Genomic DNA, 22,216 nt, shown 5'->3' on the forward strand with positions numbered 1-22,216 from the left:
GCGGTAGATGCGACGTATAGCTGTGATGGGCGCTGCCGGGCGCATGGGCAAGACATTGATCGATGCGGTGCAGCAGCGCTCGCCACTGTGCGGGCTGACGGCGGCAATCGTTCGTCCGGGCAGTTCCCTGGTGGGGGCTGATGCCGGCGAGCTGGCTTCTGTCGGGCGAATTGATGTGCCGTTGTCGGCCAGCCTGCAGGAGGTCGCTGCTGATTTTGATGTGCTCATCGATTTCACTTTGCCTGAAGTGATGCTGGGCAATCTGGCGGTGTGTCGCAAGCTGGGCAAGGCCATGGTGATTGGCACCACGGGCTTGAGTGCGGCGCAAAAACAGCTGTTGGTCGAAGCGGGTCAGGACATTGCGATTGTCTTTGCTTCCAACTTCAGTGTCGGGGTCAATCTGTCATTCAAGTTGCTGGATATGGCGGCGCGGGTGATGGGTGATGAGGCGGATATCGAAATCATCGAGGCGCACCATCGGCACAAGGTCGACGCTCCTTCGGGAACGGCGATGCGCATGGGTGAGGTGATTGCCGATGCGCTGGGCCGCGATCTGCAAAAGGTTGCGGTATATGGTCGTGAAGGCCATACCGGTGCTCGTGACCGTGAAACCATCGGTTTTGCCACTGTGCGCGGCGGTGATGTGGTGGGTGATCATACGGTGCTGTTTGCCACTGAAGGCGAGCGTCTCGAGATTACCCACAAGGCATCCAGTCGCATGACCTTTGCCAAGGGTGCCGTTCGTGCTGCCTTGTGGCTGGAAGGGCGAGAGCCCGGCGTGTATGACATGCAGGATGTGCTCGACCTGCGTTGAGTTATCTCTGTAAAATCGGGCTGTTGGCGCGCCAGCAGCCCGATTTTTAACCGCTAAGCGATTTCCTGTCGCATTCTCCTGTCTTTTAGACTCTTTAGCGGTAGACCAAAAAAGCCTTTTTCTGTAAGCTACAGCTTTAGTGTGTCCACTAAAAGCGCGCAGATAATTCGATGAAGAAGCGGGGTGACGTGTCCATACGTCACTCCGCTTTTTTACAACCTGCGATCGCCCTTTCAGGCTTTATTTACGGGAGGTCTTCTTGACTAAGCAAGCCATACTCGCCCTCGCTGATGGCAGCATTTTTCGCGGCGAAGCCATTGGGGCCGACGGTCAAACCGTTGGTGAGGTGGTGTTTAACACCGCAATGACTGGCTACCAGGAGATCCTGACGGATCCTTCCTACGCTCAGCAAATCGTGACCCTGACTTACCCGCATGTTGGCAATACCGGTACTACCCCGGAAGACGCCGAGTCTGATCGTGTCTGGTCCGCAGGTCTGGTAATCCGTGATCTGCCGCTGGTTGCAAGCAACTGGCGCAACACCATGTCGCTGGCCGACTACCTGAAAGCCAACAATGTTGTAGCCATCGCCGGTATCGACACTCGCCGCCTGACGCGCATCCTGCGTGAGAAAGGCGCGCAGAACGGTTGCATCATGGCGGGCGACAATATTTCTGACGAGGCTGCAATTGCAGCTGCTCGCGGCTTCCCGGGCCTGAAAGGCATGGATCTGGCGAAAGTCGTCAGCACCGAAAAAGCCTACGAGTGGCGCTCCAGCGTCTGGAACCTGGCCACTGACAGTCACCTGACTATCGAAGCCAGCGAGCTGCCTTACCACGTGGTCGCGTACGACTACGGCGTAAAATGGAACATCCTACGCATGCTGGTTGAGCGCGGCTGCCGCGTTACGGTGGTTCCTGCTCAGACCCCGGCCAGCGATGTACTGGCACTCAACCCTGATGGCGTGTTCCTGTCCAACGGTCCTGGCGATCCTGAGCCTTGCGACTACGCGATCACGGCCATCAAGGAAGTTCTGAATACCGAGATTCCGGTGTTTGGTATCTGCCTCGGTCACCAGCTGCTGGCTCTGGCCTCGGGCGCCAAGACCGTGAAAATGGGTCATGGCCACCACGGCGCTAACCACCCGGTCCAGGATCTGGACACAGGTGTTGTGATGATCACCAGCCAGAACCACGGTTTTGCGGTAGACGAAGCAACCTTGCCAGCCAACGTGCGCGCCATTCACAAGTCGCTGTTCGACGGCACGCTGCAAGGTATCGAGCTGACCGACAAGAGCGCTTTCAGCTTCCAGGGTCACCCTGAAGCAAGCCCTGGCCCGAACGACGTTGCGCCGCTGTTCGATCGCTTCATCAATGAGATGGCCAAGCGCCGCTGATCAGCTCCCTGCTGCAGCGCCCTGTGGCGGCCCCGACCTTCGGTGGCCCCCAGGGCGCTTCAGAAGCCTGATTGACAGCTTGCCGACTGACCTGCGGATTTGAGTGACAAACCCATGCCAAAACGTACAGACATAAAAAGCATCCTGATTCTCGGCGCTGGCCCGATTGTTATCGGCCAGGCCTGTGAATTCGACTACTCCGGCGCCCAGGCCTGTAAAGCCCTGCGCGAAGAGGGTTATCGCGTCATCCTGGTGAACTCCAACCCGGCCACCATCATGACCGACCCGGACATGGCCGACGCCACCTACATCGAGCCGATCAAATGGCAGACCGTTGCCAAGATCATCGAAAAAGAGCGTCCGGACGCACTGCTCCCAACCATGGGCGGCCAGACTGCTCTGAACTGCGCACTGGATCTGGAGCGCGAAGGCGTTCTGGAGAAGTTCGGCGTAGAGATGATCGGCGCCAATGCCGACACCATCGACAAGGCTGAAGACCGTTCGCGTTTCGACAAGGCGATGAAGTCCATCGGTCTTGACTGCCCGCGTTCCGGTATCGCTCACAGCATGGAAGAGGCTAATGCGGTTCTCGAAAAGCTGGGCTTCCCGTGCATCATCCGTCCGTCCTTCACCATGGGCGGCACCGGTGGCGGTATTGCTTACAACCGTGAAGAGTTCGAAGAAATCTGCGCTCGCGGCCTGGACCTGTCGCCAACCAAAGAGCTGCTGATCGACGAATCCCTGATCGGCTGGAAAGAGTACGAGATGGAGGTTGTCCGCGATAAGAAGGACAACTGCATCATCGTGTGCTCGATTGAAAACTTTGACCCGATGGGCGTGCACACCGGTGACTCGATCACCGTTGCTCCGGCACAAACCCTGACGGACAAGGAATACCAGATCATGCGTAACGCCTCCCTGGCGGTACTGCGTGAGATCGGCGTTGAAACCGGCGGTTCCAACGTTCAGTTCGGTATTTGCCCGGACACCGGCCGTATGGTTGTGATCGAGATGAACCCGCGTGTATCGCGTTCCTCGGCCCTGGCATCGAAAGCGACCGGTTTCCCGATTGCACGTATCGCTGCCAAGTTGGCGATCGGCTACACCCTGGACGAACTGCAAAACGAAATCACCGGCGGCGCTACTCCTGCGTCCTTCGAGCCGTCCATCGACTACGTTGTGACCAAGCTGCCGCGCTTTGCTTTCGAGAAGTTCGCCAAGGCTGACGCTCGTTTGACCACGCAGATGAAATCTGTGGGTGAAGTCATGGCTATCGGCCGGACTTTCCAGGAATCCCTGCAAAAGGCCCTTCGCGGTCTGGAAGTGGGTGTAAGCGGTCTTGATCCAAAGCTGGACCTGAGCAACCCGGAAAGCATGGCCGTGCTCAAGCGCGAACTGACCGTGCCGGGCGCCGAGCGTATCTGGTACGTGGCTGACGCGTTCCGCGCAGGCATGACCGTCGAAGATATCTTCGGCATGAACATGATTGACCCTTGGTTCCTGGTGCAGATCGAAGATCTGATCAAGGACGAAGAAAAGATCAAGACCATGGCGCTGTCCTCGATTGACCGTGATGCCATGTATCGCCTCAAGCGCAAGGGCTTCTCCGATGCGCGCCTGGCCGTACTGCTGGGTGTCACCGAGAAAAACCTGCGTCGTCACCGTCACAAGCTGGAAGTGTTCCCGGTCTACAAGCGCGTTGACACCTGCGCCGCCGAGTTCGCCACCGACACCGCTTACATGTACTCCACCTACGAGGAAGAGTGCGAAGCCAACCCTTCGGACCGTGACAAGATCATGATCCTGGGCGGTGGCCCGAACCGTATCGGCCAAGGTATCGAGTTCGACTATTGCTGCGTTCACGCCGCTCTGGCGCTGCGTGCAGACGGTTACGAGACCATCATGGTCAACTGCAATCCGGAAACCGTTTCCACCGACTACGACACTTCGGATCGTCTGTACTTTGAATCCGTAACCCTCGAAGACGTCCTGGAAATCGTGCGGGTCGAGAAGCCAAAAGGCGTGATCGTCCAGTACGGCGGTCAAACCCCGCTGAAACTGGCCCGCGCCCTGGAAGAAGCCGGCGTACCGATCATCGGTACCAGCCCTGACGCCATCGACCGTGCAGAAGACCGCGAGCGTTTCCAGCAGATGGTTGAGCGCCTGAACCTGCGTCAGCCGCCAAACGCCACTGTGCGCAGCGAAGACGAAGCGATTCGCGCCGCTGGCAAGATCGGTTACCCGCTGGTTGTTCGTCCGTCCTACGTTTTGGGCGGCCGTGCGATGGAAATCGTTTACGAAGAAGAAGAGCTCAAGCGCTACCTGCGCGACGCGGTGAAAGTGTCCAACGACAGCCCTGTGCTGCTGGACCACTTCCTCAACTGTGCCATCGAAATGGACGTGGATGCTGTCTGCGACGGTACTGATGTAGTGATCGGCGCGATCATGCAGCACATCGAGCAGGCGGGTGTTCACTCAGGTGACTCTGCATGTTCGCTGCCGCCGTACTCGCTGCCGCTGCACATCCAGGACGAGATGCGCGAGCAGGTCAAGAAGATGGCTCTGGAATTGGGCGTTGTCGGCCTGATGAACGTGCAGTTGGCTCTGCAGGGCGAAGATATCTACGTGATCGAAGTGAACCCGCGTGCTTCGCGTACCGTTCCTTTCGTGTCCAAGTGCATCGGTGTTTCCCTGGCGATGATCGCAGCTCGCGTGATGGCCGGTAAAACCCTGAAAGAAATCGGCTTCACCAAAGAAATCATTCCTAACTTCTACAGCGTGAAAGAGGCGGTCTTCCCGTTCGCCAAATTCCCTGGTGTTGACCCGATTCTCGGCCCTGAGATGAAGTCCACCGGTGAAGTGATGGGTGTGGGCGATACCTTCGGCGAAGCTTTTGCCAAGGCCCAGATGGGTGCAAGCGAAGTGCTGCCGACTGGCGGTACTGCCTTCATCAGCGTTCGTGACGACGACAAGCCCCTGGTGGCTGGCGTTGCTCGCGACCTGATCAGCCTGGGCTTCGAGATCGTTTCAACGGCGGGCACAGCCAAGTTCATCGAAGCTGCCGGCTTGAAAGTACGTCGCGTGAACAAGGTGACCGAAGGTCGTCCGCACGTTGTCGACATGATCAAGAATGACGAAGTTACCTTGATCATCAACACTACCGAGGGTCGTCAGTCGATTGCTGACTCCTACTCCATTCGCCGCAACGCGCTGCAGCACAAGATCTACTGCACCACGACCATTGCTGCTGGCGAAGCGATCTGCGAAGCGCTCAAGTTCGGTCCTGAAAAAACCGTGCGCCGCTTGCAGGATCTACACGCAGGATTGAAGTCATGATCAAGTATCCAATGACCGTCCAGGGCCACAAGGCCCTGGAGGAAGAGCTCGCACACCTGACCAAGGTTGTTCGGCCGAAGCTGAGCAAGGAAATTGGTACGGCGCGTGAGTTGGGCGATTTGAAAGAAAATGCTGAATACCATGCAGCTCGTGAGCTCCAGGGTATGTCTGAGGCTCGTATCCGTGACATCGAAGGCCGTCTGCAAAACGCAGTGGTTATTGATGTGGCAGCGATTCCTCACACCGGCAAGGTGATTTTCGGCACCACGGTTGAGATCGCGAACGTTGAAACTGACGAGCGCGTTGTCTATCAGATCGTTGGTGAAGATGAAGCTGACTTCAAACTCGGAAAAATCTCCGTGGGTTCGCCACTTGCTCGTGCCTTGATTGCCAAGGAAGAGGGTGACGTAGTCGCGGTGAAAACACCTGGCGGTGTTATTGAATACGAGATCATTGAGGTACGTCACATCTAGGAATGGCGCCCGCCTTGTGCGGGCGCACTTCTTTGGCGGCTGGCCCGGGTGTTCCGGGTCGGCAGCTTGTGGTTGTTGCACACAGAATTTTTAGCGGTGCTGGCCTGAACCCGGTTAGCAGCGTTGCAAGTTGAAAGGCGAGTAGCGGGTGCGGGAAGGGTTGCGTTGGGCGTCTCTGGCTGCCTGATGCGTTGCGCGGGCAGTTCTTGCATGACTCTCGGGTTTATCCCTGGAAGAGTTTCAGGGCGCGCCAGGCGCACCCTTGACCCTTGTCGACATCACTTGAAGCGATGGATGTTCGACAGTTGCTTGTTTACATTGACGTTCTTGCGGTACAGAAGCGCCATTTTGCCGATAACCTGTACCAGTTCCGCTTTGCCGGCCTTGCACATTTGTGCGACGGCTTCCAGGCGGGATTCACGATCCAGAATGTTGACTTTGATTTTAATCAGCTCGTGATCGCCCAATGCGCGTTCGAGTTCGGCTAAAACACCTTCAGTCAAACCATTATCAGCCACAGTCAAAACTGGTTTCAGATGGTGGCCAATGGATTTGTACTGTTTCTTCTGCTCTTGAGTGAGCGGCATAATCTGACCCCTGTGTCTGATCTTGTAAAAAGCGGCGGCCAGTTTACCCGAGCGAGTCCCAGACCGCCCAGTTAATCACGACCCGTTTAAAATTTTTGAGGTGGCCCGTGGCCCGTTCCAAGACTAGCCTTAACTGGCTGAAAGAGCATTTCAACGACCCGTACGTCAAAATGGCGCAAAAAGACGGGTATCGCTCGCGCGCCAGCTACAAATTGCTGGAGATTCAAGAGCGCGATCGACTCATTCGTCCCGGCATGACAGTGATTGACCTGGGTGCTGCCCCGGGTGGCTGGTCACAGGTGACCAGTCGTCTGATCGGTGGTCAGGGGCGTTTGATTGCTTCCGACATCCTGGACATGGACAGTATTCCTGATGTGACCTTCATCAAGGGCGACTTTACCGAGGACGCCGTACTGGCACAGATCCTCGAGGCAGTAGGAAATACGCAAGTAGACCTTGTGATTTCTGATATGGCCCCCAATATGAGTGGATTGGCCGCTGTGGATATGCCCCGGGCGATGTTCCTGTGCGAATTGGCACTGGACCTTGCTGGTCGCGTCCTACGTCCTGGTGGTGATTTTCTGATTAAAGTTTTCCAAGGCGAAGGCTTCGATCAGTACCACAAAGACATTCGCAAGCTGTTCGACAAGGTGCAGATGCGCAAGCCGTCGTCGTCTCGAGACAGGTCCCGCGAGCAGTATTTGCTGGGGCGCGGCTTCCGCGGTATCGATGGTTCCGCCAGTGATGAGCGTCTCTGACAAGGGCGATAGTTTTTTTTGAATCGCTTTACAGATCTGGCATAACGAATATTGTGTAGTCAAAGTTTCACAAAGGGTTACAGACGGAGCCTGCAAGGGTTGTAGGCAATGTAGTAAGTTATGCCGGTGAATATCATGCGAAGCACGCTTCAGTAGCGGGGCTTGCTTCAGAGGGTAGCTAATTGAACGATATGGCAAAGAATCTGATCCTGTGGTTGATCATCGCCGCTGTCCTGGTGACAGTGATGAACAACTTCTCCAGTCCAAACGAGCCACAAACCCTCAACTATTCCGACTTCATCCAGCAAGTTAAGGATGGCAAGGTCGAGCGCGTTGCCGTGGATGGCTACGTGATTACCGGCAAACGCAGTGATGGCGACTCCTTCAAAACCATCCGTCCGGCTATTCAGGACAACGGTTTGATCGGTGACCTGGTGGATAACCATGTGACCGTTGAGGGCAAACTGCCGGAGCAACAAAGCATCTGGACTCAGCTGCTGGTTGCAAGCTTCCCGATTCTGGTGATCATCGCTGTCTTCATGTTCATGATGCGCCAGATGCAGGGCGGTGCCGGCGGCAAAGGCGGCCCGATGAGCTTTGGCAAGAGCAAGGCGCGGCTGCTGTCGGAAGACCAGGTCAAAACGACTCTGGCTGACGTAGCGGGTTGTGATGAGGCGAAGGAAGAAGTCGGCGAACTGGTCGAATTCCTGCGAGATCCGGGCAAGTTCCAGCGCCTGGGTGGTCGTATTCCTCGTGGTGTGCTGATGGTTGGCCCACCGGGTACCGGTAAAACCCTGATTGCCAAGGCAATCGCGGGCGAAGCCAAGGTGCCGTTCTTCACGATTTCCGGTTCCGACTTTGTTGAAATGTTCGTGGGCGTCGGCGCAAGCCGTGTTCGTGACATGTTTGAACAAGCCAAGAAACACGCACCCTGCATCATCTTTATCGATGAAATCGATGCGGTCGGCCGTCACCGTGGTAACGGCATGGGCGGCGGTCATGATGAGCGCGAGCAGACGCTTAACCAGTTGCTGGTTGAGATGGACGGCTTTGAGATGAATGACGGCATCATTGTGATTGCTGCCACCAACCGTCCTGATGTGCTCGATCCTGCGCTGTTGCGTCCAGGTCGTTTTGACCGTCAGGTTGTGGTTGGCTTGCCGGACATTCGTGGTCGCGAGCAGATCCTCAAGGTGCACATGCGTAAAGTGCCGATGGGCGATGATGTCCAGCCGGGCGTGATTGCACGTGGTACTCCGGGCTTCTCGGGTGCCGATCTGGCAAACCTGGTGAACGAAGCTTCCCTGTTCGCAGCGCGCACCGGTAAGCGTGTTGTTGAAATGAAAGAGTTTGAGCTGGCTAAAGACAAGATCATGATGGGCGCCGAGCGCAAATCGATGGTCATGTCGGACAAAGAAAAGCGCAACACGGCTTATCACGAGGCGGGTCACGCTATCGTCGGTCGCGTAGTGCCTGAGCATGATCCGGTCTACAAGGTTTCGATCATCCCTCGTGGTCGCGCCTTGGGCGTAACCATGTTCCTGCCGGAAGAAGATCGTTACAGCCTGTCCAAGCGTGCGCTGATCAGCCAGATCTGCTCGCTTTATGGTGGCCGTATCGCTGAAGAGATGACCCTGGGTTTCGACGGTGTTACCACCGGCGCTTCCAACGACATCATGCGTGCCAGCCAGATTGCGCGGAACATGGTGACCAAGTGGGGCTTGTCCGAGAAGCTTGGCCCTCTGATGTATGCCGAGGACGAAGAGTCTTACCTGGGTCGTGGCGGTGGTCAGTCTGCAAGCGTGTCGGGCGAAACAGCCAAGCTGATCGACTCCGAAGTACGCAGCATCATTGATCAGTGCTACAACACGGCCAAGCAGATCCTGACCGAAAACCGTGACAAGCTCGATGCTATGGCTGACGCGTTGATGAAGTACGAAACGATCGATGCCGATCAGATCGACGACATCATGGCGGGTCGTCCGCCACGCGAGCCGCGTGACTGGGAAGACGGTAGTTCGGGTACCCCGACTGCTCCGACGCTGGATAAAACCGAGCGCCCGGAAACACCTATCGGCGGCCCTGCTGCTGATCAATAAGGCTTGAAATGACTTCTGTTCAGTCCTCAACCCGGTTGCCTTGCGGCAACCGGGTTCTTGATTTGGCCCATACGCATGTTATGGGCATTCTCAATGTCACCCCTGATTCCTTTTCCGACGGCGGCCGCTTTGCTGCTGTGGATGCGGCTCTGCGCCATGCGCAGGCGATGGTTGAGGCGGGTGCAACTCTGATTGATGTTGGCGGTGAGTCAACTCGCCCCGGAGCGCCTGCCGTTTCGTCTCAGGAAGAGCTCGATCGGGTTGCTCCTGTTGTCGAGCGTATAAGCCGGGAACTGGATGTCATTATTTCGGTCGATACCTCCGCGCCAATCGTCATGACTGAGGTTGCGCGTCTCGGGGCGGGGCTCATCAATGATGTGCGCTCGCTGCGTCGTGAGGGTGCCTTGCAGGCCGCTGCGGCCACCGGTTTGCCGGTGTGTCTGATGCATATGCTCGGTGAGCCCGGCGACATGCAGGACAATCCGCACTACGAAGATCTGGTGGGCGAGGTGTCGGCGTTTCTGGCTGACAGCATGGCGCGCTGTGCGGCGGCAGGTATCGGGCCTGAGCGCATCGTGCTGGACCCGGGTTTTGGTTTTGCCAAAACCTTGCAGCACAATTTGAGCCTGTTCAAGCATATGGAGGCCCTGCATGCGCTGGGTCGACCTTTGCTGGTGGGCGTGTCACGTAAAAGTATGGTCGGGCAAACACTGAACCGGCCGGTTGCAGAGAGGCTCTATGGCAGCCTGGCTCTTGCGGCATTGGCGATGACCAAGGGCGCGCGCATTCTGCGTGTCCATGACGTTGCCGAAACAGTTGATGTGGTACGGATGATCGCAGCGGTAGATTCCGCCGACTAAGAATGATGGAGCGCTTATGACAAAGAAGTATTTTGGCACCGACGGTATTCGTGGTCGGGTCGGCGTTTACCCGATTACCCCTGACTTTATGCTCAAGTTGGGTTGGGCGGCGGGCATGGCGTTTCGTAGCAAGGGTGCTTGCCGGATCCTGGTAGGCAAGGACACTCGCATATCGGGTTATATGTTCGAATCCGCGCTGGAGGCAGGCCTGTCAGCTGCCGGGGCTGATGTGATGCTGCTGGGCCCTATGCCCACGCCGGCTATTGCCTACCTGACGCGCACCTTCCATGCCGAAGCAGGCATCGTGATCAGCGCTTCGCACAATCCTCATGATGATAACGGCATCAAGTTCTTTTCCGGGGACGGCACCAAGCTCCCTGATGATGTTGAATTGATGATTGAAGAGTTGTTGGACGCACCCATGACGGTTGTCGAGTCTGACAAGCTGGGGAAAGTGTCGCGTATCAATGATGCTCCGGGTCGCTATATCGAGTTCTGCAAAAGCAGTGTGCCAAGCAGTACCAACTTCAGCGGCCTCAAGATTGTTCTCGATTGCGCCCACGGTGCCACCTACAAGGTTGCGCCTAGTGTTTTCAAAGAGCTGGGAGCCCAGGTCGTCGTGCTGTCGGCCCAGCCTGATGGACTGAACATCAACGAAAACTGCGGTTCGACCCATATGGGGCCGTTGCAGGCTGCCGTTGTGGCTGAAGGTGCGGACCTGGGCATCGCTTTTGATGGCGATGGTGATCGGGTTCTCATGGTCGATCATACGGGTGCCGTAGTTGATGGCGATGAATTGCTGTTCATCATCGCCCGTGATTTGCACGAGCGTGGCAAGTTGCAAGGTGGCGTCGTCGGCACGCTGATGAGCAACCTTGGGCTTGAACTGGCGCTGGCTGACCTGGGTATCCCGTTTGTGCGCGCCAATGTGGGTGACCGTTACGTCATCGCTGGCCTGCAAGAGCGCGATTGGCTGGTGGGTGGCGAGAACTCCGGGCACATCGTCTGCTTCCAGCACACCACGACGGGTGACGCGATCATCGCAGCGCTTCAGGTGTTGCTGTCATTGCGTCGTCGCGATGAAAGTCTTGCCCAGTCGCGTCAGGCTTTGCGCAAGTGCCCGCAGATTCTGGTGAACGTGCGTTTTGCTGGCGGCGTGAATCCTGTTGAGCACCCGGCGGTCAAGGAAGCGTGCGCGCGTGTGACTGAGGCCATGAAGGGTCGTGGTCGCGTGCTGCTGCGCAAGTCGGGAACAGAGCCTTTGGTGCGTGTAATGGTCGAAGGCGATGACGAAAACATGGTTCGCGGCTACGCCGACGAGCTGGCAAAGCTGGTAAGTGAAGTTTGTGCCTGAATTCGGCTTGCCAGCGCGGATTTGGTTGGGTAACATCTGCGCCCACTTTGACCGACGAGGTAAAGCATGCGTCGCACTATGGTAGCTGGTAACTGGAAGATGCACGGTACCCGCGCCAGCGTCGCTGAGCTGATCGACGGTCTGCGTGGTCTGGTCTTGCCAAACGATGTTGATGTTGCAGTATTCCCGCCTCAGCTGTTTATTGATCGAGTGATCAATGGCTTGCAAGGCGCACCGATTTCGGTTGGTGCACAGGATGCTGCGGTGGAGTCGGGGCAGGGCGCACTGACTGGCGAGATTTCATCGAGCCAGTTAGTGGACGCAGGTTGCAAGCTGGTGCTTGTGGGTCACTCGGAGCGCCGCCTGATTTTGGGTGAGCAGGACGAGACGCTCAATCGCAAGTTTGCGGCGGCTCAAGCCTCTGGTTTGACGCCTGTGTTGTGCATAGGGGAAACCCTGGAGCAGCGCGAAGCGGGGCAAACGCTTGAAGTGGTAGCGCGTCAGCTGAATGTCGTGATTGACGAGTTTGGTATTGATGCATTTGTAAATGCTGTGATTGCATACGAGCCAGTTTGGGCCATTGGCACCGGACTGACCGCATCACCGCAGCAGGCGCAAGATGTGCATGCGGCCATTCGCGCACAGCTGGCGCAAAAGAATTCTGAAGTGGCACAAGGTGTGCGGCTTCTATACGGCGGCAGCGTGAAGGCGGCCAATGCGGTCGAACTGTTCAGCATGCCGGATATCGATGGGGGACTCATTGGCGGGGCTTCCCTGAATGCAGATGAGTTCGGTGCGATCATTCGTGCCGCAGGAAACTGAAAATGCTGGATAACGTCGTAACTGTGTTTCATCTGCTGACAGCATTGGGTGTAATTGCCCTGGTTTTGCTGCAACAGGGTAAGGGAGCGGATGCTGGAGCATCTTTTGGCGCAGGTGCATCAAATACTGTGTTCGGAAGCCAAGGTTCCTCTACCTTTCTTAGTAAGTTTACTGCTATACTTGCCGCAGGTTTTTTCATAACCAGCTTAGGGTTAGGTTACTTTGCTAAAGAGAAAGCTGAACAGCTGACTCAAGTAGGTTTGCCAAATCCAGCGGTGTTGGAAGTTCCAGTGCAAAAGCCGGCTTCAGATGATGTTCCGGTGCTTCAAGAGCAAAAGTCGGCAACTTCTGCGACTGACGTACCTCCAGCTCAAGAGCAAAAGTAAAACGGGTTTCATGATGTAACGTAGTATTGCCGAGGTGGTGGAATTGGTAGACACGCAACCTTGAGGTGGTTGTGCCCATAGGGTGTAGGGGTTCGAGTCCCCTTCTCGGTACCAATTATCAAGAATGCCCGCAGTAGCGGGCTTTCTTGTATGTGGAAGGTTAGATTGACCCTGAAAAGGATCAACCGTATACTTCCGCTCCAGCTTTGTCGCGGGATGGAGCAGTCTGGTAGCTCGTCGGGCTCATAACCCGAAGGTCGTCGGTTCAAATCCGGCTCCCGCAACCAGTTTTAGCGGAGCCCCTTATTAGGGGCTTTTTGTTAACTGGACACTTTATAGCGTCGGTATTCAACGACGTTTCAGAGATGGGCGCTTCGCCCATTTTTTCATTTTGCACAGCATGCACAAACATGCACTAGGGGGTTCAGGTGTCGAGCAAGCTAGAACAGTTGCAGGACTTGTTGGCCCCGGTGATCGTGGCCCTTGGCTATGAATGCTGGGGTATTGAATTTTCGGCTCAAGGCCGCCATTCAATGTTGCGTGTGTATATCGACAAGGAAGGCGGCGTACTGGTGGATGACTGCGCAATCGTGAGTCGTCAGATCAGCGGCGTTTTGGATGTCGAAGATCCTATCGCTGTTGAATACACCCTTGAAGTTTCTTCTCCTGGCATGGAACGCCCACTGTTCACCATTGAGCAGTTTGCGAAATTTGCCGGTGAGCAAGTGAGGATCAAGCTGCGCTCGCCTTTCGAAGGGCGACGTAACTTTCAGGGCCTTCTGCGCGGCGTAGAAGAGCAGGACATTGTGGTGCAAGTTGAAGACCATGAATTCCTGTTGCCGATCGATATGATCGACAAGGCCAACATTATTCCCAGTTTTGACTGAGACGCGGATCCCGCGGATCCAATGGCTTGCGAAAGGCGAGGCGTACGATGAGCAAAGAAGTACTGCTGGTTGTTGAGTCGGTGTCCAATGAAAAGGGCGTACCGGCAAACGTTATTTTTGAAGCGCTGGAGCTGGCTCTGGCCACCGCGACCAAAAAGCGTTTTGAGGACGAAGTCGAACTGCGTGTGGAAATCAATCGCCACACCGGTAACTACGAGACTTTCCGTCGCTGGACTGTGGTCGAAGACGAAGATCTGGATGATCCAGCATACGAGTTGGCGGTTGACCAGGCCCAGGCGAAACAGCCAGGCGCTGTAGCCGGCGATATTATCGAAGAGAAAATCGATTCTATCGAATTCGGTCGGATTGCTGCACAAACGGCCAAACAGGTCATCGTGCAAAAAGTCCGCGAAGCCGAGCGTGCTCAAGTAGTCGATGCTTATCGCGAGCGTCTGGGCGAGATCATTTCGGGTACCGTTAAAAAAGTGACACGTGACAACGTGATCGTTGATCTGGGCAATAACGCTGAAGCGTTGCTGGCCCGTGAAGACATCATTTCCCGTGAAACTTTCCGTGTTGGCGTACGCCTTCGCGCGCTGCTCAAGGAAATCCGCACAGAGAACCGCGGCCCTCAGCTGATCCTGTCGCGTACCGCGCCAGAGATGCTGATCGAGCTGTTCCGCATTGAAGTGCCAGAGATCTCCGAAGGCCTGATCGAAGTGATGGCGGCCTCCCGCGATCCTGGATCGCGCGCTAAAATAGCCGTTCGCTCCAAAGACAAACGCATTGATCCGCAAGGTGCCTGCATTGGTATGCGCGGTTCGCGTGTCCAGGCAGTGTCCGGCGAATTGGGCGGAGAGCGAGTGGATATCGTCCTTTGGGATGACAACCCGGCGCAGTTCGTGATCAACGCAATGTCGCCAGCAGAAGTGGCGGCAATTATCGTCGACGAAGATGCCCATGCAATGGACATCGCCGTTGGCGCAGACAATCTGGCCCAGGCGATTGGTCGCGGCGGTCAGAACGTACGTTTGGCCAGCCAGTTGACCGGCTGGACCTTGAACGTGATGACCGAATCGGACATCCAGGCTAAGCAGCAAGCAGAAACCGGCGATATCCTGCGCAACTTCATCGAAGAGCTGGAAGTCGATGAAGACCTGGCGCAGGTACTGGTTGATGAAGGCTTTACTAGCCTGGAAGAGATTGCCTACGTACCGGTGGAGGAAATGCTCAACATCGATGGCTTTGACGAAGATACCGTCAACGAGCTTCGCGCTCGGGCCAAGGATCGACTGTTGACTAAAGCCATCGCTACTGAGGAAAAGCTGGCAGACGCCCATCCGGCCGAAGACCTGCTCTCACTTGAGGGTATGGACAAGGATTTGGCGATGGAACTGGCGGTGCGCGGCGTAATTACCCGCGAAGACCTGGCCGAGCAGTCTATTGACGACCTGCTCGACATCGACGGCATTGACGATGATCGTGCCGGCAAGTTGATCATGGCCGCCCGAGCCCATTGGTTCGAGTAATTAGGCGCGGCCTGAGGAGAGAAATGCATGACGCAAGTCACGGTGAAACAACTGGCCGATGAGGTCAAAACACCGGTTGAGCGCCTGTTGCAGCAGATGCGTGAGGCAGGTCTGCCGCACAACGCCGCCGAGCAGAATGTGACCGACAGTGAGAAGCAAGCTCTGCTGACTCACCTGAAAAGCAGCCACAAGGCTAAAGTGGAAGAACCGCGCAAGATCACTTTGCAGCGTAAAACCACCAGTACCCTGCGTGTTGCTGGCAGCAAAAGCATTAGCGTTGAAGTACGCAAGAAGAAAGTCTTCGTACAGCAAAGCCCGGAAGAAATCGAAGCCGAGCGCAAACGTGAGATGGATGAACGTCGTGCAGTAGAAAGTGCCGCACGTCAGAAGGCTGAAGAAGAGTCCAAGCGTCGCGCCGAAGAAGAAGCGCGCCGTCAGCCTGCATCTACTCCTGCGCCAGCTCCAGCCGTAGCGGCACCTGCACCTGTGCAAACCGCACCGGCAGCAGCGCCTGCTCCGGCTGCTGATGCACGCAAGCGTGACGAACAGCGTCGCCCGGACAAACCACGTGCAGACGATAACAATCGTCGCGGTAGTGGTGACGGCGATCGTAAAAACGCTCCGCATCGTGCCTCGGTCAAAGAAAAAGCACCGACTCCACGTGTTGCTCCACGCACTTCCGACGAAGAAAGCGACAGCTTCCGTCGCGGTGGTCGTGGCAAGGGCAAGCTGAAGAAGCGTAACGCTCACGGTTTCCAGAGCCCAACAGGCCCTGTAGTTCGTGACGTGCAGATTGGCGAGACCATCACTGTCGGCGATTTGGCTGCACAGATGTCGGTCAAGGCTGCCGAAGTCATCAAGTTCATGTTCAAGCTGGGTACTCCAGCGACCATCAACCAGGTACTTGATCAGGAAACTGCTCAACTGGTAGCTGAAGAACTGGGCCACAAAGTGACTCTGGTAAGCGACAACGCCCTGGAAGATTCCCTGGCCGAGTCCCTGAAATTCGAAGGCGAGTCGTTCTCCCGTGCTCCGGTTGTGACCGTAATGGGCCACGTTGACCACGGTAAAACTTCCCTGCTCGACTATATCCGTCGTGCCAAGGTAGCTGCTGGCGAAGCCGGTGGTATTACTCAGCACATCGGTGCGTACCACGTTGAAACCGAACGCGGCATGGTCACTTTCCTCGATACCCCGGGTCACGCTGCGTTTACCGCAATGCGTGCACGTGGTGCCAAGGCGACTGACATCGTGATTCTGGTTGTTGCTGCAGACGACGGCGTAATGCCGCAAACCATCGAAGCTGTTCAGCATGCGAAAGCCGCTGGCGTGCCTCTGGTTGTTGCAGTGAACAAGATCGACAAGCCAGGTGCTGATCTCGATCGCATCCGCAGCGAATTGTCCGTTCACGGCGTGACCTCGGAAGAGTGGGGTGGTGACACTCCGTTTGTTTCGGTCTCGGCGAAAATGGGTACCGGCGTTGACGAATTGCTCGAAGCCGTATTGCTGCAAGCTGAAGTTCTGGAACTCAAGGCCACTCCATCGGCTCCTGGCCGTGGTGTAGTTGTTGAGTCCCGCCTGGACAAAGGCCGTGGCCCTGTTGCAACTGTTCTGGTTCAAGACGGTACCCTGCGCCAAGGCGACATGGTTCTGGTCGGCTCCAACTACGGTCGCATCCGTGCCATGCTCGATGAGAACGGCAAGCCTATCAAGGAAGCCGGTCCATCCATCCCTGTCGAGATCCTCGGCCTGGACGGAACGCCAGATGCTGGCGACGAGATGAGCGTAATGACTGACGAGAAGAAGGCGCGTGAAGTTGCCCTGTTCCGTCAAGGCAAGTTCCGCGAAGTGAAACTGGCGCGTGCTCACGCAGGCAAGCTGGAAAACATCTTCGAGAACATGGGCCAGGAAGAGAAGAAGACGCTTAACATCGTCCTCAAATCTGACGTCCGTGGTTCGTTGGAAGCTCTGCAGGGCGCGTTGAGCGGCCTGGGTAACGACGAAGTGCAAGTGCGCGTAGTTGGCGGCGGTGTTGGTGGTATCACCGAGAGCGACGCTAACCTGGCACTGGCCTCCAACGCTGTTCTGTTTGGCTTCAACGTGCGTGCCGATGCCGGCGCTCGCAAGATTGTCGAGCAGGAAGGTCTGGACATGCGTTACTACAACGTCATCTACGACATCATCGAAGACGTCAAGAAAGCCCTTACCGGCATGCTTGGCAGCGACGTTCGGGAGAACATCCTGGGTATCGCTGAAGTCCGTGACGTGTTCCGTTCGCCTAAGTTTGGCGCGGTTGCAGGTTGCATGGTGCTTGAAGGTGTTGTTCACCGTAACCGTCCAATCCGCGTACTGCGTGAAGACATCGTTATCTACGAAGGCGAGCTGGAATCCCTGCGCCGCTTTAAAGATGACATGTCCGAAGTGCGTGCCGGCATGGAATGCGGTATCGGCGTCAAGAGCTACAACGACGTTAAAGTCGGTGACAAGATCGAAGTGTTCGAGAAGGTCCAGGTTGCTCGCAGCCTCTAACTCGCGAGCCTCAAGAGCGAGGACGAGCCCGCGCATGCAAATGCGCAGTGCTCGGCCTGGACTCTAAACGCAACGCCCGGTCCGGCTTCTGTCGTGCCGGGCGTTTGCCGCTTTCAGACCGCATGGGTTTCCCATGGGTGAGTAACAGGTAACAATACATGGCAAAAGAATATAGCCGTACCCAACGTATTGGCGATCAGATGCAGCGCGAGCTGGCACAGCTGATCCGTCGTGAAGTCAAAGACCCGCGCGTGGGTCTGGTCACCATTACTGCTGTTGAAGTCAGCCGTGACGTCGGTCACGCGAAGATCTTCATCACCGTGATGGGCGAGGACAGCGCTGAAGAGATCGCTCAAAGCATCAAGGTGCTGAACTCGGCAGCGGGTTTCCTGCGCATGCAACTGGCGCGTGAAATGAAACTGCGCAGCGTTCCTCAGCTGCACTTCCACTACGATGAAAGTGTCGTGCGTGGCGCTCACCTGTCCGCTTTGATCGAGCGTGCAGTGGCTGAAGACAATCAGCACCCTGAAGCCACTGCTCCCGAAGACACCAAGGAGTAACCGGTGGCTCAGGTCAAGCGTATCCGTCGTAACGTCAGCGGCATCATCCTGCTCGACAAGCCGCTTGGATTCACTTCCAACGCGGCCCTGCAGAAAGTTCGCTGGCTGCTCAATGCCGAGAAGGCAGGGCACACCGGTAGCCTAGATCCATTGGCCAGCGGTGTCTTGCCGTTGTGCTTTGGCGAAGCCACCAAGTTTTCGCAATACCTGCTCGATTCCGACAAGGGTTATGAAACCCTGATGCAATTGGGCAAGACCACCACGACTGCAGATGCTGAAGGCGATGTTTTGCTGACACGTCCAGTGACCGTTGGTCGCGCCGATATCGAAGCTGTTTTGCCTAGTTTTCGTGGGAAAATCAGTCAGATACCGCCGATGTACTCTGCACTCAAGCGCGACGGACAGCCGCTTTACAAGTTGGCCCGTGCAGGCGAAGTGGTGGAGCGTGAACCACGTTCTGTTACTATTACCCGCCTCGAATTGCTGGCCAGCGAAGGTGACACTGCGCGCTTGGCCGTCGACTGCACCAAAGGCACCTATATCCGTACCCTCGTGGAAGATATCGGTGAGCAATTGGGTTGCGGTGCATACGTTGCAGAGCTGCGTCGTACACACGCAGGACCTTTCAGCCTGGCCCAAACGGTGACGCTGGAAGAGTTGGAAGCTGTGCATGCCGAAGGCGGCAACGAAGCGGTTGATCGCTTCCTTATGCCATCGGACAGTGGCTTGCTGGACTGGCCATTACTGCACTTCTCGGAACACAGTGCGTTCTATTGGCTCAATGGCCAACCGGTTCGTGCTCCTGATGCCCCGAAGTTCGGTATGGTACGAGTACAAGATCACAACGGTCGCTTTATCGGTATCGGTGAAGTGAGCGAAGACGGGCGCATCGCGCCGCGTCGACTGATTCGGTCGGAATGACCGAAACCAGGCTGCATCGGGATGTAATACTCTTGGGGCAGACTGGAATGAGGGTGGCTGTTATTAGGCACGGTCACATCTCACTTTTAAATACGAGGATTTGTCCTCGGCCTATTGGATCTGTCTTGTTCGCAAGCAGGCCCTAATTGAAAGGAAAGCCAAATGGCACTTACAGTTGAACACAAAGCAGAAATCGTAGCTGACTACCAGCAAGCTCCAGGTGATACAGGTTCTCCAGAAGTGCAGGTTGCACTGCTGACCTTTAACATCAACACGCTGCAAGGTCACTTCAAGGCAAACATCAAGGATCACCACTCCCGTCGTGGTCTGATCCGCATGGTAAACCAGCGTCGTAAGCTGCTGGACTACCTCAAAGGCAAAAACGTTGAGCGTTACAAAACGCTGATCGCTCGCCTGGGTCTGCGTCGCTAATAGCGATGTTGCTAGAGGCTGGTTGTCTGTCGTGCGTTTGCGGATTTTCCGCAGGCGTACGGCAGGCTTCCAGCCTCAAGTTTTATCTGGACTAGCCGGATTCTTACGAAAGCTTGCCGCGCGGGCTGTTTTCGTAAGCATCTTGAGTCGGGTCAATACCCGATGTTGCGCATGACTTTCGCAAGAAACCCGTTCCCCAAGAGCCACAAAGAAGGTAGGACACCGTGAACCCGGTTATCAAAAAATTTCAGTTCGGTCAGTCGACCGTTACTCTAGAGACTGGCCGTATCGCCCGTCAGGCCTCCGGCGCAGTATTGGTCACCGTTGACGACGACGTCAGCGTGTTGGTGACTGTTGTCGGCTCCAAGCAAGCTGATCCAGGCAAGGGCTTCTTCCCTCTGTCTGTTCACTACCAAGAAAAAACCTACGCCGCGGGTAAAATCCCAGGCGGTTTCTTCAAACGTGAAGGTCGCCCTTCCGAGAAAGAAACCCTGACGTCGCGTCTGATCGACCGTCCGATCCGTCCGCTGTTCCCAGAAGGTTTCATGAACGAAGTGCAGGTTGTCTGCACCGTTCTGTCCACCAGCAAGAAAACCGATCCGGACGTCGCTGCGATGATCGGTACTTCGGCAGCCCTGGCTATCTCCGGTATTCCTTTTGATGGTCCGATCGGCGCTGCCCGCGTTGCTTACCACGAAAGCACCGGCTACCTGCTGAACCCGACTTACGAGCAACTGGCTGCTTCGAGCCTGGACATGGTCGTTGCCGGTACTTCGGAAGCCGTATTGATGGTTGAATCGGAAGCCAAAGAGCTGACCGAAGACCAGATGCTGGGCGCAGTACTGTTTGCCCACGACGAATTCCAGGTAGTGATCCAGGCTGTCAAAGAGCTGGCTGCCGAAGCTGCAAAACCAACGTGGGACTGGGCTGCTGCCCCGGAAGCTACCGCACTGCTGGGCGCTATCCGTGCCGAGTTCGGCGAAGCGATCTCCCAGGCTTACACCATCACCGTCAAGGCAGACCGTTACGCACGTCTGGGCGAGTTGAAGGATCAGGTTGTAGCCAAGCTGTCCGGTGAAGAAGGCCAGCCTTCTGCCAGCGAAGTCAAAGCTGCTTTCGGCGAAATCGAATACCGCACCGTTCGCGAAAACATCGTAAACGGCAAGCCGCGTATCGATGGCCGTGACACCAAGACTGTTCGTCCTCTGAACATCGAAGTAGGTGTTCTGCCGAAGACCCACGGTTCTGCTCTGTTCACCCGTGGCGAAACTCAGGCTCTGGTTGTTGCAACGCTGGGTACTGCCCGTGACGCACAACTGCTGGACACCCTGGAAGGCGAGAAAAAAGACCCGTTCATGCTGCACTACAACTTCCCTCCGTTCTCGGTAGGTGAGTGTGGTCGTATGGGTGGCGCCGGTCGTCGCGAAATCGGTCACGGCCGTCTGGCCCGCCGTTCGGTTCAGGCCATGCTGCCTGCTGCCGACGTGTTCCCGTACACCATCCGTGTTGTATCGGAAATCACCGAATCCAACGGTTCCAGCTCGATGGCATCGGTGTGTGGTGCTTCCCTGGCACTGATGGACGCTGGTGTTCCGATGAAGGCACCGGTTGCCGGTATCGCCATGGGTCTGGTTAAAGAAGGCGAGAAATTCGCTGTCCTGACCGACATCCTGGGTGACGAAGATCACTTGGGCGACATGGACTTCAAAGTAGCCGGTACCGCCAAAGGTGTTACCGCGCTGCAGATGGACATCAAGATCAAGGGCATCACCGAAGAAATCATGGAGATCGCACTGGGCCAAGCCCTGGACGCTCGCCTGAACATCTTGGGTCAGATGAACCAGATCATTGCCGTATCGCGCAACGAACTGTCGGCCAACGCTCCGACCATGATTGCGATGAAGATCGACACCGACAAAATCCGTGATGTCATCGGTAAAGGCGGCGCGACCATCCGTGCAATCTGTGAAGAAACCAAAGCTTCGATCGATATCGAAGACGACGGTTCGATCAAGATCTTCGGCGAAACCAAAGAAGCTGCAGAAGCAGCGCGTCAGCGCGTTCTGGGCATCACCGCTGAAGCCGAGATCGGCAAGATCTACGTGGGCAAGGTTGAGCGTATCGTCGACTTCGGCGCATTCGTAAACATCCTGCCTGGCAAGGACGGTCTGGTTCACATCTCCATGTTGAGCGACGCTCGCGTTGAGAAAGTGACTGACATTCTTAAAGAAGGTCAGGAAGTTGAAGTGCTGGTACTGGACGTGGATAACCGCGGCCGTATCAAGCTGTCCATCAAGGACGTAGCTGCTGCCAAGGCATCGGAAGCGTAATAGCCCCCGATACCCGCGTTACAAAAAAGGATCCTTCGGGATCCTTTTTTTATGGGCGACGAAAAGTCAGCGCCAATGGGCGATAGGCCATGAGTGGAAACCCGCAACTTGCATGCAAATTTGCAGGACGTCATGCATTCTGC

Annotated in this window: 18 protein-coding genes and 2 tRNA genes; 19 read left to right on the forward strand and 1 reads right to left on the reverse strand. The window is 56.2% G+C overall.

Annotated elements, in window-relative coordinates:
• Window positions 1–7 precede the first annotated feature (7 nt).
• The 4 genes from dapB to greA all read left to right on the forward strand — a co-directional run bounded on the left by dapB (window position 8) and on the right by greA (window position 6,019).
• Window positions 8–814, forward strand: a complete 807-nt coding sequence (gene dapB, locus KO536_RS16175; RefSeq protein ID WP_219262436.1) for a 4-hydroxy-tetrahydrodipicolinate reductase — start codon at window positions 8–10, stop codon at window positions 812–814.
• A 259-nt stretch (window positions 815–1,073) separates the two neighbouring features.
• Complete coding sequence (gene carA, locus KO536_RS16180) at window positions 1,074–2,210, forward strand: glutamine-hydrolyzing carbamoyl-phosphate synthase small subunit (RefSeq protein ID WP_219262437.1); 1,137 nt, start codon at window positions 1,074–1,076, stop codon at window positions 2,208–2,210.
• Between the two features lie 114 nt (window positions 2,211–2,324).
• A complete protein-coding gene (gene carB / locus KO536_RS16185; RefSeq protein ID WP_019825902.1) occupies window positions 2,325–5,546 on the forward strand; it encodes a carbamoyl-phosphate synthase large subunit in 3,222 nt (1,073 codons plus the stop codon).
• Entirely contained in the window at window positions 5,543–6,019 is a 477-nt protein-coding gene (gene greA / locus KO536_RS16190; protein ID WP_019825904.1) for a transcription elongation factor GreA, read from the forward strand. The genes carB and greA overlap by 4 nt, the downstream gene beginning before the upstream one ends.
• 278 nt (window positions 6,020–6,297) lie before the next feature.
• Here greA and yhbY read toward each other — a convergent pair whose 3' ends face one another.
• On the reverse strand, window positions 6,298–6,606 hold the full coding sequence (gene yhbY, locus KO536_RS16195) for a ribosome assembly RNA-binding protein YhbY (RefSeq protein WP_019825905.1): 309 nt from the start codon (window positions 6,604–6,606) through the stop codon (window positions 6,298–6,300).
• Between the two features lie 107 nt (window positions 6,607–6,713).
• Here yhbY and rlmE point away from each other — a divergent pair, with 107 nt between their 5' ends.
• The 15 genes from rlmE (at window position 6,714) to pnp (ending at window position 22,073) form a co-directional block, all read left to right on the forward strand.
• Window positions 6,714–7,364, forward strand: a complete 651-nt coding sequence (rlmE, locus tag KO536_RS16200) for a 23S rRNA (uridine(2552)-2'-O)-methyltransferase RlmE (RefSeq protein ID WP_019825907.1) — start codon at window positions 6,714–6,716, stop codon at window positions 7,362–7,364.
• A 191-nt stretch (window positions 7,365–7,555) separates the two neighbouring features.
• On the forward strand, window positions 7,556–9,463 hold the full coding sequence (gene ftsH / locus KO536_RS16205) for an ATP-dependent zinc metalloprotease FtsH (protein WP_133078305.1): 1,908 nt from the start codon (window positions 7,556–7,558) through the stop codon (window positions 9,461–9,463).
• A gap of 8 nt (window positions 9,464–9,471) precedes the next feature.
• Window positions 9,472–10,323 carry a dihydropteroate synthase gene (gene folP, locus KO536_RS16210; RefSeq protein ID WP_219262438.1) on the forward strand — a complete coding sequence of 284 codons (852 nt, stop codon included), beginning with the start codon at window positions 9,472–9,474 and terminating at the stop codon, window positions 10,321–10,323.
• A 16-nt stretch (window positions 10,324–10,339) separates the two neighbouring features.
• The gene (gene glmM, locus KO536_RS16215; RefSeq protein ID WP_219262439.1) at window positions 10,340–11,677 is read left to right on the forward strand and encodes a phosphoglucosamine mutase; all 1,338 of its coding nucleotides are present in this window, start codon (window positions 10,340–10,342) and stop codon (window positions 11,675–11,677) included.
• A 66-nt stretch (window positions 11,678–11,743) separates the two neighbouring features.
• Window positions 11,744–12,499: a triose-phosphate isomerase gene (tpiA, locus tag KO536_RS16220; RefSeq protein ID WP_133078302.1), complete on the forward strand. Its 756-nt coding sequence runs from the start codon at window positions 11,744–11,746 to the stop codon at window positions 12,497–12,499.
• 2 nt (window positions 12,500–12,501) lie between these two features.
• On the forward strand, window positions 12,502–12,885 hold the full coding sequence (secG, locus tag KO536_RS16225) for a preprotein translocase subunit SecG (protein WP_219262440.1): 384 nt from the start codon (window positions 12,502–12,504) through the stop codon (window positions 12,883–12,885).
• Window positions 12,886–12,913: 28 nt separating this feature from the next.
• A tRNA-Leu gene (locus KO536_RS16230) sits at window positions 12,914–12,999 on the forward strand.
• A 96-nt stretch (window positions 13,000–13,095) separates the two neighbouring features.
• Window positions 13,096–13,172 (forward strand) — tRNA-Met (locus tag KO536_RS16235).
• Between the two features lie 141 nt (window positions 13,173–13,313).
• Window positions 13,314–13,772 carry a ribosome maturation factor RimP gene (gene rimP, locus KO536_RS16240; protein WP_019825918.1) on the forward strand — a complete coding sequence of 153 codons (459 nt, stop codon included), beginning with the start codon at window positions 13,314–13,316 and terminating at the stop codon, window positions 13,770–13,772.
• A 47-nt stretch (window positions 13,773–13,819) separates the two neighbouring features.
• Window positions 13,820–15,301: a transcription termination factor NusA gene (gene nusA, locus KO536_RS16245; RefSeq protein WP_019825920.1), complete on the forward strand. Its 1,482-nt coding sequence runs from the start codon at window positions 13,820–13,822 to the stop codon at window positions 15,299–15,301.
• A gap of 27 nt (window positions 15,302–15,328) precedes the next feature.
• Window positions 15,329–17,830, forward strand: coding sequence for a translation initiation factor IF-2 (infB, locus tag KO536_RS16250; protein WP_133078301.1), 2,502 nt, complete (start codon window positions 15,329–15,331; stop codon window positions 17,828–17,830).
• Between the two features lie 158 nt (window positions 17,831–17,988).
• Entirely contained in the window at window positions 17,989–18,390 is a 402-nt protein-coding gene (gene rbfA, locus KO536_RS16255) for a 30S ribosome-binding factor RbfA (protein WP_019825923.1), read from the forward strand.
• A 3-nt stretch (window positions 18,391–18,393) separates the two neighbouring features.
• Window positions 18,394–19,311: a tRNA pseudouridine(55) synthase TruB gene (truB, locus tag KO536_RS16260; protein WP_133078300.1), complete on the forward strand. Its 918-nt coding sequence runs from the start codon at window positions 18,394–18,396 to the stop codon at window positions 19,309–19,311.
• Between the two features lie 162 nt (window positions 19,312–19,473).
• Window positions 19,474–19,743: a 30S ribosomal protein S15 gene (gene rpsO, locus KO536_RS16265; RefSeq protein WP_019825926.1), complete on the forward strand. Its 270-nt coding sequence runs from the start codon at window positions 19,474–19,476 to the stop codon at window positions 19,741–19,743.
• 224 nt (window positions 19,744–19,967) lie between these two features.
• Window positions 19,968–22,073 carry a polyribonucleotide nucleotidyltransferase gene (gene pnp, locus KO536_RS16270; RefSeq protein ID WP_133078299.1) on the forward strand — a complete coding sequence of 702 codons (2,106 nt, stop codon included), beginning with the start codon at window positions 19,968–19,970 and terminating at the stop codon, window positions 22,071–22,073.
• Window positions 22,074–22,216 lie beyond the last annotated feature (143 nt).

It is taken from the genome of Pseudomonas sp. NKUCC02_KPG, assembly GCF_019345465.1.
Taxonomy (GTDB): domain Bacteria; phylum Pseudomonadota; class Gammaproteobacteria; order Pseudomonadales; family Pseudomonadaceae; genus Aquipseudomonas.

What these genes read in the sequence shown, in the direction of transcription:
- carB (WP_019825902.1), top strand. Translation starts at nt 2,325, where the DNA reads ATGCCAAAACGTACAGACATAAAAAGCATCCTGATTCTCGGCGCTGGC.
- dapB (WP_219262436.1), top strand. Translation starts at nt 8, where the DNA reads ATGCGACGTATAGCTGTGATGGGCGCTGCCGGGCGCATGGGCAAGACA.
- infB (WP_133078301.1), top strand. Translation starts at nt 15,329, where the DNA reads ATGACGCAAGTCACGGTGAAACAACTGGCCGATGAGGTCAAAACACCG.
- glmM (WP_219262439.1), top strand. Translation starts at nt 10,340, where the DNA reads ATGACAAAGAAGTATTTTGGCACCGACGGTATTCGTGGTCGGGTCGGC.
- tpiA (WP_133078302.1), top strand. Translation starts at nt 11,744, where the DNA reads ATGCGTCGCACTATGGTAGCTGGTAACTGGAAGATGCACGGTACCCGC.
- nusA (WP_019825920.1), top strand. Translation starts at nt 13,820, where the DNA reads ATGAGCAAAGAAGTACTGCTGGTTGTTGAGTCGGTGTCCAATGAAAAG.
- rbfA (WP_019825923.1), top strand. Translation starts at nt 17,989, where the DNA reads ATGGCAAAAGAATATAGCCGTACCCAACGTATTGGCGATCAGATGCAG.
- secG (WP_219262440.1), top strand. Translation starts at nt 12,502, where the DNA reads ATGCTGGATAACGTCGTAACTGTGTTTCATCTGCTGACAGCATTGGGT.
- greA (WP_019825904.1), top strand. Translation starts at nt 5,543, where the DNA reads ATGATCAAGTATCCAATGACCGTCCAGGGCCACAAGGCCCTGGAGGAA.
- rpsO (WP_019825926.1), top strand. Translation starts at nt 19,474, where the DNA reads ATGGCACTTACAGTTGAACACAAAGCAGAAATCGTAGCTGACTACCAG.
- ftsH (WP_133078305.1), top strand. Translation starts at nt 7,556, where the DNA reads ATGGCAAAGAATCTGATCCTGTGGTTGATCATCGCCGCTGTCCTGGTG.
- yhbY (WP_019825905.1), bottom strand. Translation starts at nt 6,606, where the DNA reads ATGCCGCTCACTCAAGAGCAGAAGAAACAGTACAAATCCATTGGCCAC.
- folP (WP_219262438.1), top strand. Translation starts at nt 9,472, where the DNA reads ATGACTTCTGTTCAGTCCTCAACCCGGTTGCCTTGCGGCAACCGGGTT.